Origin of the sequence: Neisseria bacilliformis, from assembly GCF_014055025.1 — a bacterium.
In the GTDB taxonomy this organism is placed as follows: domain Bacteria; phylum Pseudomonadota; class Gammaproteobacteria; order Burkholderiales; family Neisseriaceae; genus Neisseria; species Neisseria bacilliformis.
In genome coordinates this window covers 230,572-251,121 of record NZ_CP059571.1, presented here as the reverse complement: position 1 = coordinate 251,121, position 20,550 = coordinate 230,572, and the positions used below count along the sequence as shown (strand labels likewise).

Below are 20,550 nucleotides of genomic sequence, written 5' to 3'. Positions count from 1 at the left end.
TTTTTGCTTCCTAAGCTCCTTTTTTATTCGGCCTGCGGGATAGGCGGAAACAATCTGTTTTGCCTATTGCACGCGGCTGCGGGGTGGCTCGGGCTGTCCGTAAAGAAACAGGGCGGATTTGATTATCTCGGCGCAATGAACAAATGGTATGTCAGGCAATGCGATGGATGTTGGGAACATGGAAACGGCATAAGTTTTTCAACCATCAAAATTCCCGGCTGGAAACTTTCGATTGATGATGAAGATGCCTTCGGGAAAAGTAATCGGGCAGATTTTATCCTTACCCGCAACTGCTCTGATCAAGACTGGTATGCCGTAAAAACGGAACACGAACCGCTCCGTCCCGAAGCCACCAGGCTGTTTGCCGCATGCAGCGGCAGCAGTTTTTCTAAAGTCCTAGATATTTCATATAACTGGATTACAAAGGGAAAATACATCAGAGATGAAGGTGCCGCCATTGATTAAACACTGAGTAGAATTTTTCGTCACGCGACAGATACAGTTCAAGGCGGCATTCGGGTTTTTTCAGACGGCCTTTTGCATATGCCGAACGGTTTATTGATGGCACAAACGGCGTTTATCCGTTAAAATCCGCCACTTGACCGTGCCCGACAAGCACAAGTCCGATAACGACAAAAACCGCCGCCCATGACGACCGAAAACGCCGAAACACTCTTCCAACAGGCACGCCAGCACCTCACCGCCATGCCGCCCGACTACGCCGCCGCCCTCCCCCTCTTAGAGGCCGCCGCCGAAGCCGGCCACGCCGAAGCCGCATTCCAGCTCGGCGGCTGCATGCAGTACGGCATGGGCACCGACCCCAACCGCGTCCAAGCCACCTACTGGCTGCGCAAAGCCGCCGAAGCCGGCCACACCACCGCCCGCTACAACCTCGCCCTCCTGCGCGAAGACAACGGCGTCGGCATCGAAACCGTCCTCCCCGCCTACCTCGCCCTCGCCGAAGAAGGCCACACCGAAGCCCAAGTGCGCGTCATGCACTACTACGCCGAAAAAAACGACGACCGCGCCGTCTACTGGGCCCGCCAGGCCGCCGCCAAACACCACCCCCAGGCGCAAATCTGCCTCGCCCGCCACTACCAGCACAGCACCGCCCCCAACCTCCCCGCCGCCCACGCCCTCTACCAGCAGGCCGCCGCCCAAGGCATCGTCTCCGCCCACTGGCAGCTCGCCAACCAATTCCTCTACGGCCAGGGCGTGCCCAAAAACCACACCCAGGCACTCTACCACCTGCGCATCGCCGCCCAAGCCGACATCCCCGCCGCCCAAGCCGAGCTCGGCAAACTCCTGCTCGAAGGCAAACACCTCCCCGCCGACCCCGCCGAAGGCATCAAATGGCTCAACAAAGCCGTCCGCCAAGAAGACGACAACGCCTGCGCCTTCCTCGCCAAACAATACCTCACCGGCGAGCACCTCGTGCGCGACTACAAAAAAGCCGCCCTCTTCGCCGCCAAAGCCGCCCGCCACAACCACCCCGAAGCCCTCTGCCTTTTGGGCGACATCCGCCAATACGGCCTCGGCATCCAGGCCGACATCGAAAAAGCCCGCCAATACTACGAACACGCCGTCAAATACGGCAGCCTCGTCGCCATGCAGCGGCTGCTGATGCTCGACTCCCGCAGCCACGCCGACAACCCCGCCTACAACCGCGAAACCCTCGAATTCCAACAAAGCCTCGAACGCAACTACCAATCCGGCTTCGCCCTGCACTACGGCATCGGCGTCGCCCAAGACTTTGAAAGCGCGTTCGCCTACTACTCCATGGCTGCCCGCAACGGCCACCCCAAAGCCCAAACCAACCTCGGCATGATGTACTACAACGGCGAAGGCGTCGAAGCCGACCCCAAACAAGCCGCCCGCTGGTTCACCCAGGCCGCCATGCAGGGCGACACCACCGCCCAATACAACCTCGCCTGCCTCAGCTACACCGGCACCGGCGTCCCCCAAGACACCCAAGTCGCCTGCAAATGGCTGCAAACCGCCATCGACAACGGCCACGACCACCCCGAAGAATTGCGCAAAATGCTCGAACAATGGCAGGCGCAAACCAACTGACGCCCCTTTTTCAGACGGCCTCCCGCCCGCACCGCACAACAGGCCGTCTGAAAACCCAGCTTCCGCGCAGCCAAAACACCGCCCCAGCGCAGCCACCGACGCAGCCAACCCATACCCGCCTGAACAACCCAATCCGCAAACGGCGCCAACATGGAAAAAAATCCCCTCGACTACCTCGACCGCCCCTGCCGCGTCCTCAACACCCGCAATCCTGCCCTGATACTCGAAGTTGCCGAACTCACCACCGGCAAAACACAGCGCAAACTCCTGCGCCGCGCCCTCACCCTGCCCGACTGCCGCCGCGCACACTACCTTGCCGGTTATGCCCACTACCTCCTCTACGGCCAAACCCGCAAACACAAACACCTCAAAAAAGCCCTGCGCCGTTTCAAAAAAGCCCACGCCCTGCACCCGACCGACCCCTACGCCGCCGCCCATCTCACCTATGCCGCCTTTGAAGCGGGCAAATACCGCCTCAGCCTCCAAACCGCAAAAACCCTCCCATACGGACAATTTGCCGCACAAAACCAACACTGGCGCGACCTCAACCTCGAACAAATCAAAATCTGCTGCCGCATCCGCCTAGGCAAAACCCGCCGCCTCGAAAAACACCTCAACCGCCACCTCGCCAACATCGCACGCAGCCGGAAAACCGACCTCCCCTTCCCCTCCGAACTCGCACAAACACTGCGCGCATTAGCATTAAAGGCCGTCTGAAAACAAAACTTCGGCACGGCCGAAACACAACAAAAAACCGAACCCCAAAACACCGGCAGCCCCCGCCCGGCCACAACAACAAGGAACACAATGGGAAAAACCAAAGACCGCGCCGCCCAAGCCGCCGCCGCCGGACAAACCCGCGCCGCCCCCGGCAGCCCCGAAGCCGCCCGCGCCGCCGCACACCTCACCCCCCTCTTGCGGCGCAACGAACAAGCCACCGTCCTTGCCGCCGCCCTCACCGCCCTCGGACAACTGTTCGCAAACGGCACACTGAACGAAACAGACTTCGCCGCCCTCGAAGCCCGCCTCGCCCCCTGCCTCTTCGACACCCGCCCCCGCGTTACCGCCGCCCTCACCCAAGCCGCCGCCCACCTCCCCCCGCGCCCCCACATCGAACGCCACCTGCTCGCCACCCTCGCCCAAGACAAGCGCGCCAACGCCGCCCGCGCCCTCATCTCCCTGCGCCGCCGCTACCCCGCCGGCCCCGCCCTCACCGCCGCCCTGCACACCCGCCTCGAACGCGAACCGCCCCGCAGCCCCCTCGCCCGCCAAATCCGCGCCTGCCTGCACACCCTTACAAACGGCCGCCAAACCCCGCCATAAACAAAACCCGCGCACCGTAGGGCAAAAGGCCGTCTGAAAATCGGATTTTGTTTTTTCAGACGGCCTCCGCCGTTAAGTTAGGGTGTGTGGCGCAAGCCACGCACACGGTTTCGGTTTTACGGGCAACGCAGAATTGGTTGCAGGCCATAAAACGCGTGCGTCGCCTCGGGGCGACACACCCTACCTTCGGTTCGGTATTGCGAGAGATAGAAAACAGGCCGTCTGAAAACGGGTTTTGGCTACGCCGAAGCCACGCTTTCAGAAACGTCATCCCCGCGTTTATGCTCCGCAGGAGTACTGGCGGAAACGGCCTCTTGCCTATTCGCGGTGGTAGGGGTGGCCGCTGAGGATGGCGGCGGCGCGGTAGAGCTGTTCGGTGAGCAGCACGCGCACCATGCCGTGCGGCAGGGTGAGGCTGGACAGGCGCATCAGCAGATTGGCGCGGCGTTTGAGCGCGTCGGTCATGCCGTCCGCGCCGCCGATGAGGAAGCAGACGTGGCGGCCGTCGCGCTGCCATTGTTCCAGATGCTGCGCGAGCTGCTGCGAGGTGGGCGACGTGCCGCGCTCGTCTAAGGCGATGAGGAAGACATCGTCGGGCAGGGCTTCGAGGATGCGTTTTTCTTCGGCGGCCATGCCCTGCGCCGCGTTCACGCCCGCGCCGCGTTTTTCGGGTTTGATTTCTTTGAGGACGTAGCGGATGTCGCGGCCGAAGCGTTTGGCGTATTCGCCCACCGCTTCGTCCACCCAGCGCGGCATTTTCGTGCCGACGGCGAGGACGGTGATGTTCACGGGTGTTCCTTTCGGGACGGGTTGGAGAGCGCGGCCGCCCGCACAGAGATGGCGTTCCGAACGCACGTTTGCGGCTTGGCAGAAACTCGGGATTCGTTGGGCAGCAGGGAACGCGTGCGCCGCTGGGGCGACACACCCTACCTTATGTCGGAGGCCGTCTGAAAAACGTAAAACACGCTTTCAGACGGCCTGTTGCTTCATCTCTGCAAAACAGCAACGGGGCGGCACACCCTGCCTTTGAGGCCGTCTGAAAAACCTGTTCTGCGTGTTTGGGCTGCGCCGAAGCTGCGCTTTCAGAAACGTCATCCCCGCGTAGGCGGGGACGGCCTCAAAGCTCCCCGAACAGCCGCCCCTGCGCCAGTATTTCGCGCACGGGGGCGAAGCCGCGCCGGTGTTCGGGCAGCGCGCCGTGGCGGCGCAGGGCGGCGAGGTGTTCGGGCGTGCCGTAGCCTTTGTGCCGTTCGAAGCCGTATTGCGGGTGGCGCGCGGCCAGGGCGTACATTTGCGCGTCGCGGGCGGTTTTGGCCAGGATGGAGGCGGCGGAAATTGCGGGGATTTTGGCGTCGCCTTTGACGATGGCTTCGGCGGGGGCGGGCAGGCCGTCGGGGATGCGGTTGCCGTCGATGAGGATGCGCTGCGGCGGCACGGCCAGATTTTCGACGGCGCGGCGCATGGCCAGCATGGCGGCGTGCAGGATGTTGAGGCGGGCGATTTCGTCCACGCCGGCTTCGGCCACGCTCCACGCCACGGCCTGCGCTTTGATTTGCGCAGCCAGCGCGTCGCGTTTTTTCTCGCTGAGTTTTTTCGAGTCGGCCAGGCCGGGCAGATCGTAATGCTCGGGCAGGATGACGGCGGCGGCGAACACGCTGCCGGCCAGCGGGCCGCGCCCCGCTTCGTCCACGCCCGCGCACAAAAGCGTTTCCATGTTGCGCCTCCGTTTGTAAAAACGCGCAAGGATAACGCGCGGCGCGGCGGTGTCAAGACAAGAGGCCGTCTGAAAAGATGTCGGCCGCGTTTTCAGACGGCCTCTGCGCTATAATCGCGCCCCGTTTTTTACCGCCGCGCCGCCATGTTCGCCATTGCAGACCATATTATCGACACCCCCGTCGCCCTCGCGCCGATGGCGGGGATTACCGACAAGCCCTTCCGCGCCCTGGCGCGGCAGTTTGGCGCGGGCTATGCGGTCAGCGAGATGCTCAACAGCGACCCCGCGCTGCGGCAGACGAAAAAAAGCCTGCACCGCAGCGATTTTGCCGGCGAAGCGGGCATACGCGCGGTGCAGATTGCGGGCAGCGACCCGCAGAAAATGGCCGAAGCGGCGCGTTACAACGTGGAACAGGGCGCGCAAATCATCGACATCAATATGGGCTGCCCCGTGAAGAAGGTGTGCAATGTGCTGGCGGGCAGTGCCTTGTTGCAAAACGAAAAACTGGTGGGCGACATCCTGCGCGCCGTGGTGGCGGCAGCCGGCGTGCCGGTTACCCTGAAAACCCGCCTCGGCTACTGCGAAGGCAGCAAAAACATCCTCGCCATCGCCAAAACCGCCGAGCAGGCGGGCATCGCCGCCATCGCCGTGCACGGCCGCACCCGCGAGCAGATGTACAAAGGCAGCGCGTCTTACGACCTGATTGCAGAGGTAAAACAAAGCGTTGCCATCCCTGTGTGGGCAAACGGCGACATCACGAGTCCGCAGAAGGCCGCCGAGGTGCTGCGCCAAACTGGCGCGGACGGCGTGATGGTCGGCCGCGCCGCGCAGGGTCGGCCGTGGCTGTTCGCGCAAATCCGCCACTTTTTGCGCCACGGCACGCCGCCCGCGCCCCTGCCCTTCCAAACCGCCGCCGACACCATGCTGCGCCACCTCGAAGCGATGTACGCCTTCTACGGCGAAGCCGCCGGCGCGCGCATCGCCCGCAAACACATCGGCTGGTATGTCGCCCCGCTCGCAGGCGGCGAAGCCTTCCGCAAACATGCCAACACCCTCGATAGCGCGGCGGCGCAGTACGACGCGGCCGCCGCCTTCCTCGAAAACCTCGCCTGCGAAACGCCGTACTGGCCTAACGAAAATTAAACGACGCTTACAAAGCGCGCCGTTTTTGCTTACAATGCGCCCTGCATGACGGCTGCCCCGTCCGCGCCCGAAACCCCACGCGAGTACCCGCACCATGCCGAACCGAACCTACGACATCGCCTACTGCATCGAACAAAACCTCGTCCTCTACTTCCGCACCCTCGACGGCCAGCCCGCCGCCAACGTGTACGGCATGGTGCTGCGCCAGGTGGAAAAACCCATGCTCGAAGTGGTGATGGCGCAATGCGGCGGCAACCAGTCCAAAGCCGCCGACATGCTCGGCATCAACCGCAACACCCTGCGCAAAAAACTCACCGAACACGGGCTGCTGTAACCCGCGCCCGCGCAAAATCAGAGAGGCCGTCTGAAAACCTGTTTTACAGATTTTCAGACGGCCTCTGCCGTTCAGGTAGGGTGTGTGGCGCAGCCGCGCACGCAGTTTGGGCTTTGGGGAAAACCGGATTTGTTGTGCGGCAGGGAACGCGTGCGTCGCCTTGGGCGACACACAAACCCGTCTGCGGGATGACACTTGATTGGCGAGCGCAGGCAGACAGATAATAACAGGCGCGGCAATTTTGCCGTTTTGACCGGAATGACAAACATGAAAAAACTGATGCTGACAAGCGCGCTGGCCTTGTGCGCCCCCGCCGCCTTTGCCGCGCCTGCGGCGGGCAAAGTGTCCTGCACGCCCGAACAAACCGGCGTGGGCGGCATGGTGAACACCACTGTTTGCGAAGTGAAAGGCGCAAGTCTGGACGAAGCCTACCGCGCGCTGTACCACACAAAAAACAAACACATAAAAAGCTATCTGCACGACCTGAAACTGCCCGCCAAACTGCCTGCGAAAAGCACCAAACTGCTGGTGCCCTCGGGTGGAACACGGGATTGCGGCAGCAAAACGAAAGTAGACGGAAAATGGGTGGACGACGTCGCCGACCCGAAAATGGAACTGAATATTACACGCCGCCCCGACCAAGTGCGCATTCTGGCGCAGGAGGTGGACAACTGCGTGGAAGTGGAGAATTTTGTGATTACGTTCAAACGCGTAGGCAAAAACGTGAAAATGGTTTACGAATGGCATCACGCCTGATGCGCCGCGAATGATGAGGCCGTCTGAAAACAGCGTTTCAGACGGCCTCACCAATTATCTATCCGCCGGCCGGAGCAGAATCGCAGGCCGGGCATTTATGCCCGACCTGCACGCCACAGACGGCCTCACTTGTGCCGCAACACCAGCCGGAACACCCCGTCCGCCTCCTCCGACAACACAAGCACATGCCCCGTCTGGCGGCAGAAGGCCGCGAAATCGTCAGGCGCGCCCGCGTCCGTCGCCAGCACCTCCAACTCCTCCCCGCCTTCCAAAGCCGCCAAAGCCTTCTTCGCCCGCAAAATCGGCAGCGGGCATTTGAGCCCCTTCACGTCCAACACATGCAGAGCCATGCCATACCCTCCTGAAAAAGCGGCGGATTATACGCTCCAATGCTACAATCCGCCGCATTTTCCACCCCGACAGGAACCCGCATGAACACCCGCGCCCTCGCCGCCGCCCTCATCCTCGCCGCCGCAGCAGCCCACGCCTTCGACGACGAAAAACCCTTCAACAACTACAAAGAAACCGCCGCCGACCGCGCCCGCGCCACCTTCACCGAAAGCGAAGAAGCCCTACCGCCCTACCCCGCCGCAAGCGAAAAATGGTTCGACATCTACCTCGGCCCCACCGAAAAAACCAAACTCCTCATCGCCCCGTCCAGCGTCCGCCCCGCCGCCGACGGCACCGTGCGCTACATCGCCAACGTCCGCTCAGCGCAAGGCTTCGACAACATCAGCGCGGAAGCCCTCTACTGCGCCCCCGGCTCCTTCCCCAACAGCAAAAGCAAGAAAACCGCCTACAAAACCTACGCCTACGGCGACCCCGTCAACCGCCGCTGGATACCCGCCCGCAACGCCCTCTGGCAGGACTTGGGCGGCAGCCCCACCGGCGGCGCGGCACTGCGCGGCGCGCTCTACCGCATCTGGTGCATCGACGGCACCCCCGACACCGCCCCCGCCCTCGTCCAACGCCTGAACGAACGCGGCGGCCTGCGCGACGCCTCCGGCAAACAAAGCAGCCGCGACAGCGAAATTTAAGCCCCGCAGACACAGAGGCCGTCTGAAAACGCAGTTTCGGCGAAGCCAAAAAGTGTTTTCACGTTTTTCAGACGGCCTCCGTGTAGGCGTGTGGCGCAGCCGCGCACGCGGTTGCGGAATCCCCGCACGGCAAAGACCATGTGCGCCGTCTTGGGACGGCACACCCTACCTATCCCATATATTCGGTCGGGATGCGGGCTAATTATCGGAGGCCGTCTGAAAACTGCAAAACGGTTTTTCAGACGGCCTCTGCCCGCACCTTTGCGCCCCGTCAAACACCCGCGCCGTTTTCCCGCCACCGCTTTGTCCAAACCGCCCGTTTCGGTTTATGATTCGCCCGCAGATTTTTTCCAAACACAACAGGCAAACAAGGAGCAGACATGACAGCGCAAGACGATCTCAAACGCATGGCCGGCGCGAAAGCCGTCGAATTCGTTCCCGAAGACGAATACATCGGCATCGGCACCGGCTCCACCGTCAACTACTTCATTCAGGCACTGGCCGCCTCCGGCAAAACCGTCAAAGGCGCGGTGAGCAGCTCGAACGCCACCTCCGCCATGCTCGAAAAATACGGCATCCCCGAAGTAACCCTCTCCGACGTCGTGCGCGTCGCCGCCTATTTCGACGGCGCAGACGAAGTCAACCACTCGCTGCAAATGATCAAAGGCGGCGGCGGCGCGCTCCTGCGCGAAAAAATCGTCGCCAGCACGGCCGACCTGTTCGTCTGCATCGCCGACGAAAGCAAATACGTCGCCCGCCTCGGCAAATTCCCCCTGCCCGTCGAAGTCATCCCCCACGCCCGCTCCCTCGTCGCCCGCCAGCTGCTCAAACTCGGCGGCGAGCCGCAGCTGCGCGTCGGCTTCACCACCGACAGCGGCAACGAAATCCTCGACGTATCCGGCCTGGACATTTCCCGCCCGCTCACGCTGGAAGACGAAATCAACCAAATCCCCGGCGTGGTGGAAAACGGCCTCTTCGCCCGCTACACCGCCGACATCCTCATCCTCGCCCGCCCCGGCGGCGCGGAAGTGATCAAAATCGGCGTGTAAACACTTCGCGCAAACAAACAGGCCGTCTGAAAACCGCACCAAACGGTTTTCAGACGGCCTTTTGCCGTTCAAGTATCCAAATGCAGGCAGAAACCTTTGCAAAACCCCAGATACCGCTAAACGACGTCATTCCCGCGCAGGCGGGAATCTTGGTGAAATTTAAGTAATATTTTGTTTATAAATAAATTTTTTAATATCAAACAAGATTCCCGCCTGTGCGGGAATGATGATAGTTGAGAAGGATTGGAAGGTTTCAGACCATCTGAAACCGCATGCGTGGCTACGCCGCACCCCGCATCTGCGTCGGCCGCCAACACACCGATTGCCGCCAGCCTCCTTTTCAGACGGCCTGCCAGTTGCGCGCCGCCGCGATGTCCTCGTGTATCCGCGCGCGCAGCTCGTCCAAACCCGAGAATTTCTCCTCGTCGCGCAGCTTGTGCAGAAAGCGCACGGTGAGCCGTTCGCCGTACAAATTGCCGGAAAAACCGATCAGGTGCACTTCCAGCTTTTGCACCGCGCCGCCGTCCACCGTCGGATTGAAGCCGAAGCTTGCCGCGCCGCGCCGCGTGCCGAAGCGGCCTTCGGCTTCAACCGCAAACACCCCCGAGAGCGCGTAGCGGTGCGGCGGCAGATGGATGTTGGCCGTGGGGCAGCCCAGCGTGCGGCCGAGTTTTTTACCGTGGACAACGCGGCCGGACAGCGTGTAATCGTGCCCCGACACGCGCCGCGCCTCGTCCAGCCGCCCCGCCTGCAACAGGCCGCGCACGGCGGTGCTGCTGGCGCGTTCGCCCGCAATCAGGATGCTCGGCGTCTGCTCGGTAACGAAATCCGCCTGCGCCGCCAGCAGGCCGAAATCGCCGGCGCGCCCCTGCCCGAAACGGAAATCGTCGCCCACCAAAAGATAGCGCGTGTGCAAATCGCGGCGCAAAACCGTATCGATAAAACCTTCGGCGGACATCTGCGAAAAGGCGCGGTTGAAGCGCAAAACGCGCACCGCATCGACGCAGCCGCTCTCGCGCAGCAGCCGCAGCTTGTCGCGCAGCGGCGTGAGGCGCGGCGGCGGCTCGCGCCCCGAGACGCGGGCGAAAAATTCCGCCGGCTGCGGCTCGAACACCACGGCGGCGGCGGCCAAGCCCCGCGCGTCCGCCTCGGCCCTGAGCCGTTGCAGAATGTGCAGATGCCCCAAATGCACGCCGTCGAAATTGCCGATGGTAACGGCGGCGGGCGTGGCGGGCGGCGGCGTGTCTCCGGGAAAAATCTTCATAACAAACGGCTCATGCGTGGGAAAACGTTTATTGTAAACGGATTGGCGCGGGGCTTTGTGAAAACCTGCAAAACGGGTTGCGGCCGCGCCGATGCCGCGCGTTCAGAAACGTCATCCCCGCGTAGGCGGGGACGGCCTCTTGGCTTTGCGCCGGTTCAGAGGGCTTGTTTGGCGAAGGTGTCCAGGGGTTTGCCGGTTTGCACCTGCTCGAAGCGCATGACGGTGCGGTCGCCCTGTTTTTCGTCGAGTTCGATTTTGCGCACCACGCTGTCGCCGCTGATGTCGATGCGGTTGAAAATCTGGCGGGTAACGGCGGTTTTGGGGGTGAGATGCAGCGTCCATTGTTTTTCCGTGCCGGCGAGTGAGAGCTCGAACTGTTTTTCCAAGCCCTGCGTGTCGCCGCCGAGCAGGTCCAAAAACAGTTTGATTTGGCGGGTTTGGCCGATTTTGCCGGCGTTGGGGTTGCTCCATGTTTTGCCGTTCCACTGCATGATGCCGTCGGCGCGCACGCGCAGGGTGGTTTCAAACGGCTTCTGCATCTGCCAGAGCAGCCCTTTTTTCGGCACGAGGGTGAATCTGCCGCCGGTGGTCATGGGTTTGGTGAGGGATTTGAGGTAACGCTGCTGGGTAAACGCGCCCTGCACGTTGGCGGGTTTTTGCAGGGTTTGCGCCAGCTCGGCGGTGGAAAACGCCCACGCGGCGGGGGCGGCGGCAAGGGCGAGAATGGCGGCGGCGAGGTTTTTTTTCATGGGGTTTCCTTTCGGGTTGGTTTTTTTTTCAGACGGCCTTTGTGCCGGCGGGCGGGGAACGCGTGCGTCGCTGGGGCGACACACCCTACCTTAGCGGCAGAGGCCGTCTGAAAGCGCAGCTTCGGTGCAGCCAAAAACGGGTTTTGTGTTTTTCAGACGGCCTCTTTGAATGTCGGATGGCGTTTGACGGCTTCGAGCCAGCTTGCAGGGGTTTGGAACTGCATTTCGCCCGTGGCGACGGACACGGCGGCCTGGGTGGTGGTGGCGCGGGTGAGTTTTTCGCCGCTGGCTGCATCGCGGATGGTGTAGGCGATGCGCAGGCAGCTTTCGATTTCGACGATTTCCATGTCGATGCGGATTTTCTGGCCGAAGCGGGCGGGGCGGATGTATTTGAGGTCGATTTTGACGATGGGCCAGCCGCAGCCCTGCCGCGCCATTTCGGTGTAGTCGTAGCCGATGCTGCTTAAAAACGCGCAGCGGGCGGTTTCGAGGTATTTGACGTAGTTGCCGTGCCAGACGATGTTCATGGGGTCGACGTCGAAAAAGGGGATTTCGAGCTCGTGGCTGTGGCGGCAGTAGATGTGTTTGTTCACGGTGTGTCCCCGTCTTTCCAAAAATCGAAGAAGTTGAACCATTGCAGCGGGTGGGCGGCGCAGACGGTTTCCATTTCGCGGGCGTAGCGTTGGGCGGCTTCGCGCACGGCTTGGGCGCGTCCGGCGCGCGTCCAGCGGGCGGCGTCGGCGAAGCGGCGCACGCGCAGGCGGTAGCGGCCGTTTTCGCGCAGGCAGAAGAGGGTGTTGGTTTGGGCTTTGAGCAGGGCGGCCAAAAGCCACGCGCCCTGGGGCAGGTCGGCATCCGCGCCGAGGAAGCGGACGGGGACGGTTTTGCCGCCGCGCAGGGGTTCGCGGTCGGCGGCGACGGCGATCCATTCGCCGGCTTCGAGTTTTTGGTGCAGCAGGAGCATGGTGCCGGCGTCGAGTTCGGTTACTTGGATGAGGCTGATTTCGTCCGCGCCGAGTTTGCGCAGCGCGCCGTTGAGGACGGCGGCGTGGCGGCTGTGGATGAGGACGTTGAGTTTGAAGCGGGGGTGGTGCGGGGCGAGGGCACGGCAGATTTCGGCGTTGCCGATGTGGGAGCAGACGAGTATCTGGCCGCGCCGGCCGGGGGTGTCGATTTGGCCGGAGATGTCGTCGGGGTCGTCGACAATTAGGTCTTCGTAGCGGATTTTGCCCTGCCACACGGCGAGGCGGTCGCAGACGAGTTCGCCGAAGCCGACAAACTGGCGCAAAACGGGGAAGCGCGCGGGCAGAGGGGCGTCGGGGCAGGCGGTTTTCAGACGGCCTTGGTAGCGGGCGATGTTGCGCCGCTGTTTGGGGGCGGTGAGGTAGAAGTAGAAGACGATGGCGCGGGTGCAGAAGGCCATCAGCAGGGGCGGCAGGTGGCGCACCATCAGGGTGGCGATGGTGAGGACGAAGGGGGTGCCGCGCTCTTTGTCGCGCGTCCAGTGGGCGGGGTGGTTGGCGGTCATGGGGCGGGGATTCTCGGAAGCCTTTTCAGACGGCCTCTTGTCCGGCTGCGCCGTCTTGGCGGGGAATAATAGCAAAAAAAGCGTGTTTGGCGGTTTGGGCGGAATAAAAGGCCGTCTGAAATTTTTATACGCGCCGAATTTCAAGCCTTGCCATGTTTTCTGCCGACGGATTCTGAAACCGCGTGCGTGGCTGCGCCACACACCCTGCGCGGGGCAAATGACGCAATGGAGGCCGTCTGAAACAGGGTTTAGCGGCCAAGCAGCCTGCGCCGTATTTGTTCGACGCACAGGCGGCAGTGCATTTTGGCGATGCGGATGTTGTCGTGCCAGCGGTGGAAATGGGAAACGCCGCACGCGCCGTATCGGACGGGGGTGGGTATCCACACGGGTTTCACGCCGCGCCAGTAGAGGCGGATGAGGATTTCGGTGTCGAAGTCCATACGGTCGCCCACGGTTTCTTCGCGCACTACGGCCAGCGCGGCGGGAAGCGGGTAGAGGCGGAAGCCGCACATGCCGTCTTTGATGTCGCGCGAGCCGGTGTGCAGCATGTTCCAAAAATCAGTGATTTTGCGCCCGTAAAGCCGCGCTTTGGGCGCATCGCTGCCGTATTGCGGCCAGCCGCAGATTACGGCTTCGGGATGCCCGGCGGCGGCTTCGAGCAGCTTGGGCGTGTCGGCGAGGTTGTGCTGGCCGTCTGCATCGACCTGCAAAACGTGGGTGTAGCCGTGTTCTTCGGCGTATTTCAAACCGGTTTTCACCGCCGCGCCTTTGCCGCCGTTGGCGGGGCGGAATATGACGCGGATGCCGTCTGAAACCAAATCTTGCAGCACGGCGCGGCTGTCGGGGCTCGAGCCGTCGTCCACAATCAGCACGTCCAAATCAAAACCGCGCAGGGCATGGGCGACGCGCCCGACGGTGTCGGGGTGGTTGTAGTGGGGAATCAGGGCGAGGGTTTTCATGTTTCAGACGGCCTTTTTCAAGCGGCTTTCACGCAGTGCAGGATGCTGTGTCCCAAGCCGAGGCCGTCTGAAATCTGCTCGATTTGCAAACCGGCGTTGCGGGCGCAGCGCATCATGTCTTCGGAGTGGTAGATTTTGCTGTTGCCGTTGGCCATCGCGGTGAAGTAGAGGCTGGTCATGGTGAGGCAATAGGCGGCGGTTTCGTAGCGTTGTCTGTCCCAAAACGGCTCCATGATGTAAAGGCGGGTGTGCCCGCTCATCGAGCGGGCGGCGCGCGCAAGGATGCCGGTTGCCTCGGCTTCGGAGAAGCAGTCGAGAAACTGGCTCATCCAAATCGCGTCAAAGCCGGTGGGAAACGGCACGTTCGGGTCGAGCAGGTCGGCGGGGTGGCCGTGGATGCGCTGTGCGCCCGTTTGGCCGCGCACGGCTTCGCGCATCAGGCCGATTTGCTGGGGCAAGTCCATAATGGTTACTTCGACTTCGGGATTGAACGTGACACACTGCAAGGCCCAGCGGCCGGTGTTGCCGCCGACATCAAGCAGTTTTTTTACGGGGCGGGCGAACACGGTTTGCAGGGCTTCGGCAAAGGCGTTGTCGGAATAATAATGGTCAAAGCCGAACCACGCGGTTTGCGCCTCATGCGGCAGCGAGGACAAACCCTCGTAAATGGTCGGCCAGCCGCCGAACACTTTGAGCCCCTCGGGTTTGCCCGTTTGCAGCGTTTTTTCCAAATCAAACAAGCCCCGATAGCAGATTTCCTGCACAAAATCCATGTTGACGCGGGTCATTTTGTCTTTGAGCAGAAACCAGCCCGCTTTGCTGAGGAAAAAGCGGTGGTCGCGGGTGTGAACCGTGCCGATGGAGAGCGAGGCTTCGAGCAGTACCTGCGCGGCGTATGCGCCCAACCCTGTTTTTTCGACGATTTCATCCTGCGTGAGGCCGTCTGGATGGTCGTTCAACAGCGCGAACACGCCGTGTTTCACCATCAGGCGCGATACCTGAAACACCACCGGCGCGAAGGCGATTTCCTGCGCCAGCCGCTGCGCCTCGCCTGCGGTTTGATGCTCCTGCGAATAGCGTTGTTCCAATGCGGGAAAAAGTTTCATCGGATTTTCTCCTTTGTTTTCAATGCTGGTGTGGTTTCAGACGGCCTTTGCGGCTACAAGCCCAAAATGGTTACGCCCTTTGCGCCGTGTTCATGTAGGGTGGGTCTTGACCCACCGATTAAGGTTTTTTCTTCAAATGCAGCCAATAAGGCCGTCTGAAAATGGCAGGTCGAGACCCACCCTGCTTTTTCAGACGGCCTCAAACACAATCCGCCCCGAGGCGCAGGGTTGGTCTTCGGCGGCGATTTTAAACGCGAGCTTGTTTTTTTCCGCATCGTATTGCAGCCCGATGCGGATTTCGTCGTGCGGGCGGACAAACTGCTGGTATTTCAGGTTTTCCACGCGCACGACGCGCTGATTTCCCCACGGATAACGCGCCGCCAAATCGCGCACCCATTGCAGCTCGACCACGCCCGGCACCAGCGGGAACGAGGCGAAATGCCCGCCGAAATACGCCAAATCGAGCGGCACGCGGCCGGCAAACGCGGCATGGCCGTCTGAAAGCGTTTCGGCATCCGCCCACAGCGGCGCGGTTTGCGGCACGGTAAAGGCCGTCTGAAAATCGGCAGTGGCAATTTTAGCTTGGGCGTTGCGCGGCAGCGTGTCGGCAAAACGCCAGTAGCGCGGCAGGGCGGTTTTGTCGAGCGAGGCGGCCAGATGGCGTTTGAGCGCGTCGGCCACAGCCGCCCGCCCCTTATCGCGCAGCGCGGCGATGCCCGTATCGTTTAAGGCCGCCCACACGGCGATGCGGCCGTGCTGCGGATGCAGGGCGCAATGCGCGTCGGCAATCCATTCGTGGCGCAGCAGGCTGTGTTCGATCTGCGTGAGCGAAACGCGCTTGTCTTCCAGCTTGATGATGCGGTCTTTGCGCCCCAATAGCACAAAGCCTTTGTCGCGCGGTTCGACCAAATCCGCCGTTTGCACGCGCGTTGCCCACGGCGAATCTGCCCACAACGCGCCATCCGCATCCTGCCCGAACGACACGCCGTCAAACGCCTGCCACACTTCGCCGCCGCGCCGCGAGGCAATCACGCCCGTTTCGGTGCTGCCGTAAATTTCAAAAGGCCGCACGGCGCATTCTGCCAACGCCGCCGCCGTCGCTTCGGGCAGTGCGCCGCCCGCCGACACGATGCCCGCCACCCGCTGCAACACGCGCCGGTCGCGGTTTTCTCCCATGCGGTTGAGCACGGCGGGGCTGGCAATCCACACGGCTTGGTTGTGCGCCGCTGTGGCCGCGAGCAGGTTTTCGGGATACACCGCCTGCGTCCGCGCCATCGTCCAACCCGTTGTCAGAGCCAGCGCGAAGCGGAAAGTGAAGCCGTACATATGCTGCGGCGACACGCTGCCGACCACGGTTTGGCCGTCAAAAGGCAGCGCGGCGGCCAGCGTTAAGGCTTCGGCCTGCATCTGCGCGGCGGTTTTGACGATGATTTGCGCGTTGCCGCTCGAGCCGGAGGTTTTCAAATGCGCCTCGGCGGTGTCGGCAATGCGCCAGTCTTTGCAAGGGTTTGCCTGACGGCTTTCAGACGACCTCATGATCTCGGGCAGATGCCATATGTGAAGCGGTTTGCCGGTGTCGTCTGAAAACGACTCTTGCGCGTCAGTCAGCAAAACATCCGCCGTGCCGCCCCATTCGAGATTCTCCCGCGCCGTGTTCGGCAGCAGCAACGCCCGCGCCCCCGAATGCCACACCGCCAGCACCGCGCAGGCAAACAGCGCGGCATCGTCAAACCACAGCGCGGCCGAGCGGATGCCCGCTGTTTTCAGACGGCCTGAAAGCGCGAATACCGCGCCGTTAAAATCCGCGCGGGTCAGATTCGGCGCGGCGGCGGTCAGGTCGGTTTGCGGCAGGGTTGGGGAGAGGATTTCGGTGAGCGGGTACATGGCGTTTTCTTATTCTTGGAAAACGGCGATTTTATAGTGAAATAAAAGAAGAAAGATACAAGGCAGCAAGCCGCAGACAGTATGCGTAATACGGCAAGGCGCAGCAACGCCGTAGATTTCTTCTTTTATTTCACTAGAATATTTTTCCCACGGCAGTTGGAACGCCTTGCACCTTTGTTCACAGCGGCGCGGGGGCGGGGTAGAATCGCCGCTTTCAAACACCTGTGGAGAACGAAATGCCCAAAAAAACCGCCCGCCTTTTCCTCTTCTGCGCCCCGCTGCTTTTGGCCGCCTGCGCCAACAACGGCGGCAGCGCGCCCGACACCGCCGCCCGCCCCGCCCCCGAACACCGCGCCGCCCCGGCCAAACCCGCTGCGGGAGCCACCTGCCGCAGCACCGGCCCGGTAGCAGGCAGGGGCAAAAACGACGCCTATATGTGCAAAGCCTCCGCCGCGCTCAATTCCGCCGAAGCGCGCGAAGTGCTCGACCCCGCCGTCCGCGTCTCCTACGGCAGCGCGGGCGGCAACACCGACGTGTCGCGCCAAACCGCCAACGCCACCGGCAAATCCCCCGACGAAACCTGCCAACGCGCCTTTTTGAACGCGGTGAAACGCTTCCAGTCCACCGCGCACCGCAAAAACAAAAACGCCGTGCGGCTGGTGAGCTATTTCGACAAAAAAACCATCGGCGGCAGCGAATACGAATGCCACATCGGCACCTGGAACAGCCGCGTGGTGCTCAAAGGCAGCTATCACTGAAACCCGCGCCCGACTGCCTGTTTGCAACGGCGCAAAGCGTAAAGAGGCCGTCTGAAAAAACGTTCCGGCCGTATCGAAACCGTTTTCAGACGGCCTCTCCTGATAATCCGACGGTTTGCGCCCTTGTATTGCGCCAACCTAAACCGCCGTATCGCGGCGGTTTTTTATCGCATTTCGGAAAGCGCATGACCCCCGCCCCCACCGTTTTACACTGCCTGCTCGGCGCACCGGATTTGTCCGCCGCCTACCGCAGAGCCGGTTTGGATGCAGACGACCTCTGCCGCGTGCGCCGCGCCCCCGTTTTGGAAAAGCGCGCCGACTGGCGGGTCAGCCGCGCCTTGAAGCGGCAGGCAGACGCGCCCGTTTTGTCGCTGTCGCACAGCGGCGGTTTTGCCGCGCTTTTGTGCGCCGACACGCCCGTGCAATCGGGCGTGGATTTGGAGCGGCTGCGGCCGCGCGATTTTCAGGCTTTGGCGCAATGGGTGTGCACCGGAGAAGAGCGGGCGTTTTTACGCCGCCGCAGTTGGAGCGCGGCAGATTTCTACCGCCTGTGGTGCGTCAAAGAGGCTTTGCTCAAAGCGGCGGATTTGTCGTTTCCGGCCGACATGGCATCGGTAGGCTATTGTTTTGACGGCGGTTTGCCGACAGGTTTGCACGCCGTCGGACAACGCGGCTGGCACGGCATCAGCGCACTGCTGCCGCAGGGATACGCGCTCTCATGCGTGTGGTTCGGCGGCGGCATATCGCTTGAAACGTCGTTTTACGGCAGCTGGGGCAAGGCGGTTTTGGAACATATCGAGGCCGTCTGAAAGCGCGGCTTCGGCGCAGCCAAAAACGGTTTTCAGACGGCCTGAGACCTTTGTCTGCCAAACTACGCCCCCCGCCATCTTTTCAACACCAGCGAAGTATTCACCCCGCCAAACGCGAAATTATTGCTGACCACATAATTCGTTTCAATCTCGCGCCCGCCGCTTTTGATGTAGTCCACCCTGCCGCAGCGCGGGTCGATGTTGTCCAGATTCACGGTTGGCGCGAACCAGCCGCCATTCATCATTTCAACGGCGAACCAGGCTTCCAGCGCGCCGCACGCGCCCAGCGTGTGTCCCAAATAGCTTTTTTGCGAACTCATGGGCACAAAGCCGAACACGGCTTCGGTGGCAAGCGTTTCGGCGATGTCGCCTTTTTCGGTGGCCGTGCCGTGCCCGCTCACATAGCCGACCTGTTCGGCGCGGATGCCTGCGTCTTTGAGGGCGAGTTCCATGCATTTTTGCATGGTGTCTTTTTGCGGCTGGGTAACGTGGCTGCCGTCGCTGTTTGCGCCGTAGCCGATGATTTCGGCGTAGATTTTGGCACTGCGCGCCCTCGCGTGTTCCAGTGATTCCAATACCATCATGCCTGCGCCTTCGCCAATCACTAAGCCGTCGCGCCCTGCGTCATAGGGGCGCGGGGTGCGCTCGGGTTCGCCGTTGCGGCGGCTGGCGGCGTAGAGCGAGTCAAACACATACACTTCCGAGGGGCAGAACTCTTCGCCGCCGCCCGCGAGCATGGTGTCAATCAGCCCGTATTTGATGGCTTCGTAGGCGTAGCCGATGGCTTGGCTGCCCGATGAACACGCGCTGGACGTAGGGATAATCCGCCCCGTCAGCCCGAAAAAGATGCCGACATTGGCGGCGGTGGTGTGCGGCATCATGCGCACATAGGTGTTGGCGTTGAAATTGCGCGACGTGCCGGTGAGCAGCAGTTCGCCCAAGTCGCCGATGTCTTTGGTGCTGCCCGTTGACGAGCCGCACGCCACGCCCATTTTGCCGTTTTTAATCGTTTCGTCGCCGAGTAAACCCGCGTTTTGCAGGGCTTGTTCCGCCGCGTCCACACAAAGCTGCGATACGCGCCCCATGCTGCGAAGCTGCTTGCGCGTCCAATGCGCGGGCGGGGTGTAGTCGGGCAGCGGTGCGCCGAGCTGCGCTTCCAATTCGGGGAAACGCTCGCGCCAGTCCATATACCGCACGGCGTTTTTTTCGGCGCGAAAGGCAGCCTGAATACTCTGCCAGTCGCGCCCGAACGCGGTAATGCCGCCGATGCCGGTAATCACAACGCGCTTGGTTTCCATTAACACAATCCCCCGTTCACCGCAATCACTTGGCGCGTGATATACGCCGCTTTTTCGTCCATCAGAAAACGCACCGCGTGGGCGACTTCTTCGGGTGTGCCCATGCGCGCGGCGGGCACGGCTTTCAAAATCTCGTCCACAGGCACGTTTTCATCGACGATTTCCGTGTCAATCAAGCCGGGGGCAACGCAGTTCACCGTGATTTTGCGCTTTGCCAATTCCACCGCCAACGCCTTTGCCGCACCGATGATACCCGCTTTGGACGCGCTGTAATTCACCTGCCCGCGGTTGCCCGTGATGCCCGACACCGAAGCCATGCACACAATCCGCCCGTCTTGGCGGCGGCGTATCATCGGCATGATAACGGGGTGCAGCACGTTGTAAAAACCGTCGAGATTGGTGCGCAACACGCTGTCCCAATCGTCGTCTGAAAACGCGGGAAAAGCGGCATCGCGCGTCAAACCTGCGTTTAACACCACGCCGTAATACGCGCCGTTTGCTTCCACATCGGCGGTTAATATGTCGCGGCAGGCGGCGCGGTCGGACACGTCAAACTGTAACACCCGCGCCTGCCTGCTCAGCGCACGGATTTGCGCGGCAACCGCTTCGGCTTCGTCGCGGCGGCTGCGACAGTGCACGGCGATGTCGTAGCCGTCGGCGGCAAGGGCAAGCGCGACGGCTTTGCCGATGCCTCGGTTTGAGCCTGTGATTAGGATGGTTTTGTTCATGGGGGTTCCTGTGGTTTTTTGGGGTTTCAGGCTGCCTG

Annotated in this window: 23 protein-coding genes; 11 read left to right on the top strand and 12 right to left on the bottom strand. The window is 61.9% G+C overall.

The features are described from left to right. The first annotated feature begins 3 nt into the window (after window positions 1–3). The 4 genes from H3L91_RS01300 (at window position 4) to H3L91_RS01285 (ending at window position 3,396) form a co-directional block, all read left to right on the top strand. Window positions 4–465, top strand: a complete 462-nt coding sequence (locus tag H3L91_RS01300; RefSeq protein ID WP_182109849.1) for an Imm53 family immunity protein — start codon at window positions 4–6, stop codon at window positions 463–465. 183 nt (window positions 466–648) lie between these two features. Then, entirely contained in the window at window positions 649–2,073 is a 1,425-nt protein-coding gene (locus tag H3L91_RS01295) for a tetratricopeptide repeat protein (RefSeq protein ID WP_007341599.1), read from the top strand. 150 nt (window positions 2,074–2,223) lie between these two features. Continuing rightward, entirely contained in the window at window positions 2,224–2,790 is a 567-nt protein-coding gene (locus H3L91_RS01290; protein ID WP_007341598.1) for a hypothetical protein, read from the top strand. 90 nt (window positions 2,791–2,880) lie between these two features. Then, entirely contained in the window at window positions 2,881–3,396 is a 516-nt protein-coding gene (locus H3L91_RS01285; RefSeq protein ID WP_049256021.1) for a hypothetical protein, read from the top strand. Window positions 3,397–3,714: 318 nt separating this feature from the next. On the opposite strand, the gene rlmH is transcribed toward H3L91_RS01285, so the two are convergent. Then, window positions 3,715–4,185, bottom strand: coding sequence for a 23S rRNA (pseudouridine(1915)-N(3))-methyltransferase RlmH (gene rlmH / locus H3L91_RS01280; RefSeq protein WP_007341596.1), 471 nt, complete (start codon window positions 4,183–4,185; stop codon window positions 3,715–3,717). A 328-nt stretch (window positions 4,186–4,513) separates the two neighbouring features. After that, window positions 4,514–5,110 carry a ribonuclease HII gene (gene rnhB / locus H3L91_RS01275; RefSeq protein WP_007341594.1) on the bottom strand — a complete coding sequence of 199 codons (597 nt, stop codon included), beginning with the start codon at window positions 5,108–5,110 and terminating at the stop codon, window positions 4,514–4,516. A 144-nt stretch (window positions 5,111–5,254) separates the two neighbouring features. On the opposite strand from rnhB, the gene dusB reads away from it, so the two are divergent. The 3 genes from dusB (at window position 5,255) to H3L91_RS01260 (ending at window position 7,343) form a co-directional block, all read left to right on the top strand. After that, entirely contained in the window at window positions 5,255–6,253 is a 999-nt protein-coding gene (gene dusB / locus H3L91_RS01270) for a tRNA dihydrouridine synthase DusB (protein ID WP_007341593.1), read from the top strand. 94 nt (window positions 6,254–6,347) lie between these two features. After that, window positions 6,348–6,587: a Fis family transcriptional regulator gene (locus tag H3L91_RS01265; protein WP_007341592.1), complete on the top strand. Its 240-nt coding sequence runs from the start codon at window positions 6,348–6,350 to the stop codon at window positions 6,585–6,587. A gap of 267 nt (window positions 6,588–6,854) precedes the next feature. Continuing rightward, complete coding sequence (locus tag H3L91_RS01260) at window positions 6,855–7,343, top strand: hypothetical protein (protein ID WP_040658540.1); 489 nt, start codon at window positions 6,855–6,857, stop codon at window positions 7,341–7,343. A 125-nt stretch (window positions 7,344–7,468) separates the two neighbouring features. Here the strand turns inward: H3L91_RS01260 and H3L91_RS01255 are convergent, their stop codons facing one another. Further along, the gene (locus H3L91_RS01255; protein ID WP_007341590.1) at window positions 7,469–7,693 is read right to left on the bottom strand and encodes a sulfurtransferase TusA family protein; all 225 of its coding nucleotides are present in this window, start codon (window positions 7,691–7,693) and stop codon (window positions 7,469–7,471) included. Between the two features lie 81 nt (window positions 7,694–7,774). Here H3L91_RS01255 and H3L91_RS01250 point away from each other — a divergent pair, with 81 nt between their 5' ends. Both H3L91_RS01250 and rpiA read left to right on the top strand, forming a co-directional pair. Further along, window positions 7,775–8,380, top strand: a complete 606-nt coding sequence (locus tag H3L91_RS01250) for a CNP1-like family protein (protein ID WP_007341589.1) — start codon at window positions 7,775–7,777, stop codon at window positions 8,378–8,380. Window positions 8,381–8,760: 380 nt separating this feature from the next. After that, complete coding sequence (gene rpiA / locus H3L91_RS01245) at window positions 8,761–9,429, top strand: ribose-5-phosphate isomerase RpiA (RefSeq protein WP_007341586.1); 669 nt, start codon at window positions 8,761–8,763, stop codon at window positions 9,427–9,429. Between the two features lie 340 nt (window positions 9,430–9,769). Here the strand turns inward: rpiA and H3L91_RS01240 are convergent, their stop codons facing one another. From H3L91_RS01240 to H3L91_RS01210, 7 genes are all read right to left on the bottom strand, one after another. Continuing rightward, window positions 9,770–10,693 (bottom strand): bifunctional riboflavin kinase/FAD synthetase, encoded by a 924-nt coding sequence (locus tag H3L91_RS01240; protein WP_007341584.1) that lies wholly within the window; start codon window positions 10,691–10,693, stop codon window positions 9,770–9,772. Between the two features lie 155 nt (window positions 10,694–10,848). Beyond that, window positions 10,849–11,442, bottom strand: a complete 594-nt coding sequence (locus tag H3L91_RS01235) for a LolA family protein (RefSeq protein ID WP_040658537.1) — start codon at window positions 11,440–11,442, stop codon at window positions 10,849–10,851. Between the two features lie 152 nt (window positions 11,443–11,594). Then, window positions 11,595–12,035 (bottom strand): acyl-CoA thioesterase, encoded by a 441-nt coding sequence (locus H3L91_RS01230; RefSeq protein WP_007341582.1) that lies wholly within the window; start codon window positions 12,033–12,035, stop codon window positions 11,595–11,597. After that, entirely contained in the window at window positions 12,032–12,970 is a 939-nt protein-coding gene (locus tag H3L91_RS01225; protein ID WP_040658533.1) for a lysophospholipid acyltransferase family protein, read from the bottom strand. The genes H3L91_RS01230 and H3L91_RS01225 overlap by 4 nt, the downstream gene beginning before the upstream one ends. 248 nt (window positions 12,971–13,218) lie before the next feature. Further along, the gene (locus tag H3L91_RS01220) at window positions 13,219–13,929 is read right to left on the bottom strand and encodes a glycosyltransferase family 2 protein (RefSeq protein ID WP_007341580.1); all 711 of its coding nucleotides are present in this window, start codon (window positions 13,927–13,929) and stop codon (window positions 13,219–13,221) included. Between the two features lie 17 nt (window positions 13,930–13,946). Then, the gene (locus H3L91_RS01215) at window positions 13,947–15,035 is read right to left on the bottom strand and encodes a FlxJ family methyltransferase (protein ID WP_007341579.1); all 1,089 of its coding nucleotides are present in this window, start codon (window positions 15,033–15,035) and stop codon (window positions 13,947–13,949) included. A gap of 189 nt (window positions 15,036–15,224) precedes the next feature. Then, on the bottom strand, window positions 15,225–16,919 hold the full coding sequence (locus H3L91_RS01210; protein WP_007341577.1) for an ApeI family dehydratase: 1,695 nt from the start codon (window positions 16,917–16,919) through the stop codon (window positions 15,225–15,227). 236 nt (window positions 16,920–17,155) lie between these two features. Between H3L91_RS01210 and H3L91_RS12255 the strand changes: the two genes are divergently transcribed. Together H3L91_RS12255 and H3L91_RS01200 are read left to right on the top strand one after the other, a co-directional pair. Next, window positions 17,156–17,677 (top strand): hypothetical protein, encoded by a 522-nt coding sequence (locus H3L91_RS12255; RefSeq protein WP_244958474.1) that lies wholly within the window; start codon window positions 17,156–17,158, stop codon window positions 17,675–17,677. Between the two features lie 185 nt (window positions 17,678–17,862). Beyond that, window positions 17,863–18,486 carry a 4'-phosphopantetheinyl transferase family protein gene (locus H3L91_RS01200; protein ID WP_007341575.1) on the top strand — a complete coding sequence of 208 codons (624 nt, stop codon included), beginning with the start codon at window positions 17,863–17,865 and terminating at the stop codon, window positions 18,484–18,486. Between the two features lie 62 nt (window positions 18,487–18,548). Here H3L91_RS01200 and H3L91_RS01195 read toward each other — a convergent pair whose 3' ends face one another. After that, a complete protein-coding gene (locus H3L91_RS01195; RefSeq protein ID WP_007341574.1) occupies window positions 18,549–19,784 on the bottom strand; it encodes a beta-ketoacyl-ACP synthase in 1,236 nt (411 codons plus the stop codon). After that, window positions 19,784–20,512 (bottom strand): 3-oxoacyl-ACP reductase FabG, encoded by a 729-nt coding sequence (fabG, locus tag H3L91_RS01190; RefSeq protein WP_040658531.1) that lies wholly within the window; start codon window positions 20,510–20,512, stop codon window positions 19,784–19,786. Before fabG ends, H3L91_RS01195 begins: the two co-directional genes overlap by 1 nt. Between the last annotated feature and the right edge of the window lie 38 nt (window positions 20,513–20,550).

Bases quoted from the DNA above. Each gene is read 5' to 3' on its own strand.
- H3L91_RS01210 (WP_007341577.1), bottom strand. From the start codon at position 16,919: ATGTACCCGCTCACCGAAATCCTCTCCCCAACCCTGCCGCAAACCGAC.
- H3L91_RS01265 (WP_007341592.1), top strand. From the start codon at position 6,348: ATGCCGAACCGAACCTACGACATCGCCTACTGCATCGAACAAAACCTC.
- H3L91_RS01260 (WP_040658540.1), top strand. From the start codon at position 6,855: ATGAAAAAACTGATGCTGACAAGCGCGCTGGCCTTGTGCGCCCCCGCC.
- fabG (WP_040658531.1), bottom strand. From the start codon at position 20,512: ATGAACAAAACCATCCTAATCACAGGCTCAAACCGAGGCATCGGCAAA.
- rnhB (WP_007341594.1), bottom strand. From the start codon at position 5,110: ATGGAAACGCTTTTGTGCGCGGGCGTGGACGAAGCGGGGCGCGGCCCG.
- H3L91_RS01295 (WP_007341599.1), top strand. From the start codon at position 649: ATGACGACCGAAAACGCCGAAACACTCTTCCAACAGGCACGCCAGCAC.
- H3L91_RS01240 (WP_007341584.1), bottom strand. From the start codon at position 10,693: ATGAAGATTTTTCCCGGAGACACGCCGCCGCCCGCCACGCCCGCCGCC.
- H3L91_RS12255 (WP_244958474.1), top strand. From the start codon at position 17,156: ATGCCCAAAAAAACCGCCCGCCTTTTCCTCTTCTGCGCCCCGCTGCTT.
- rpiA (WP_007341586.1), top strand. From the start codon at position 8,761: ATGACAGCGCAAGACGATCTCAAACGCATGGCCGGCGCGAAAGCCGTC.
- H3L91_RS01200 (WP_007341575.1), top strand. From the start codon at position 17,863: ATGACCCCCGCCCCCACCGTTTTACACTGCCTGCTCGGCGCACCGGAT.
- H3L91_RS01225 (WP_040658533.1), bottom strand. From the start codon at position 12,970: ATGACCGCCAACCACCCCGCCCACTGGACGCGCGACAAAGAGCGCGGC.
- H3L91_RS01195 (WP_007341574.1), bottom strand. From the start codon at position 19,784: ATGGAAACCAAGCGCGTTGTGATTACCGGCATCGGCGGCATTACCGCG.
- H3L91_RS01285 (WP_049256021.1), top strand. From the start codon at position 2,881: ATGGGAAAAACCAAAGACCGCGCCGCCCAAGCCGCCGCCGCCGGACAA.
- H3L91_RS01250 (WP_007341589.1), top strand. From the start codon at position 7,775: ATGAACACCCGCGCCCTCGCCGCCGCCCTCATCCTCGCCGCCGCAGCA.
- H3L91_RS01220 (WP_007341580.1), bottom strand. From the start codon at position 13,929: ATGAAAACCCTCGCCCTGATTCCCCACTACAACCACCCCGACACCGTC.
- H3L91_RS01235 (WP_040658537.1), bottom strand. From the start codon at position 11,442: ATGAAAAAAAACCTCGCCGCCGCCATTCTCGCCCTTGCCGCCGCCCCC.
- H3L91_RS01215 (WP_007341579.1), bottom strand. From the start codon at position 15,035: ATGAAACTTTTTCCCGCATTGGAACAACGCTATTCGCAGGAGCATCAA.
- H3L91_RS01255 (WP_007341590.1), bottom strand. From the start codon at position 7,693: ATGGCTCTGCATGTGTTGGACGTGAAGGGGCTCAAATGCCCGCTGCCG.
- H3L91_RS01290 (WP_007341598.1), top strand. From the start codon at position 2,224: ATGGAAAAAAATCCCCTCGACTACCTCGACCGCCCCTGCCGCGTCCTC.
- dusB (WP_007341593.1), top strand. From the start codon at position 5,255: ATGTTCGCCATTGCAGACCATATTATCGACACCCCCGTCGCCCTCGCG.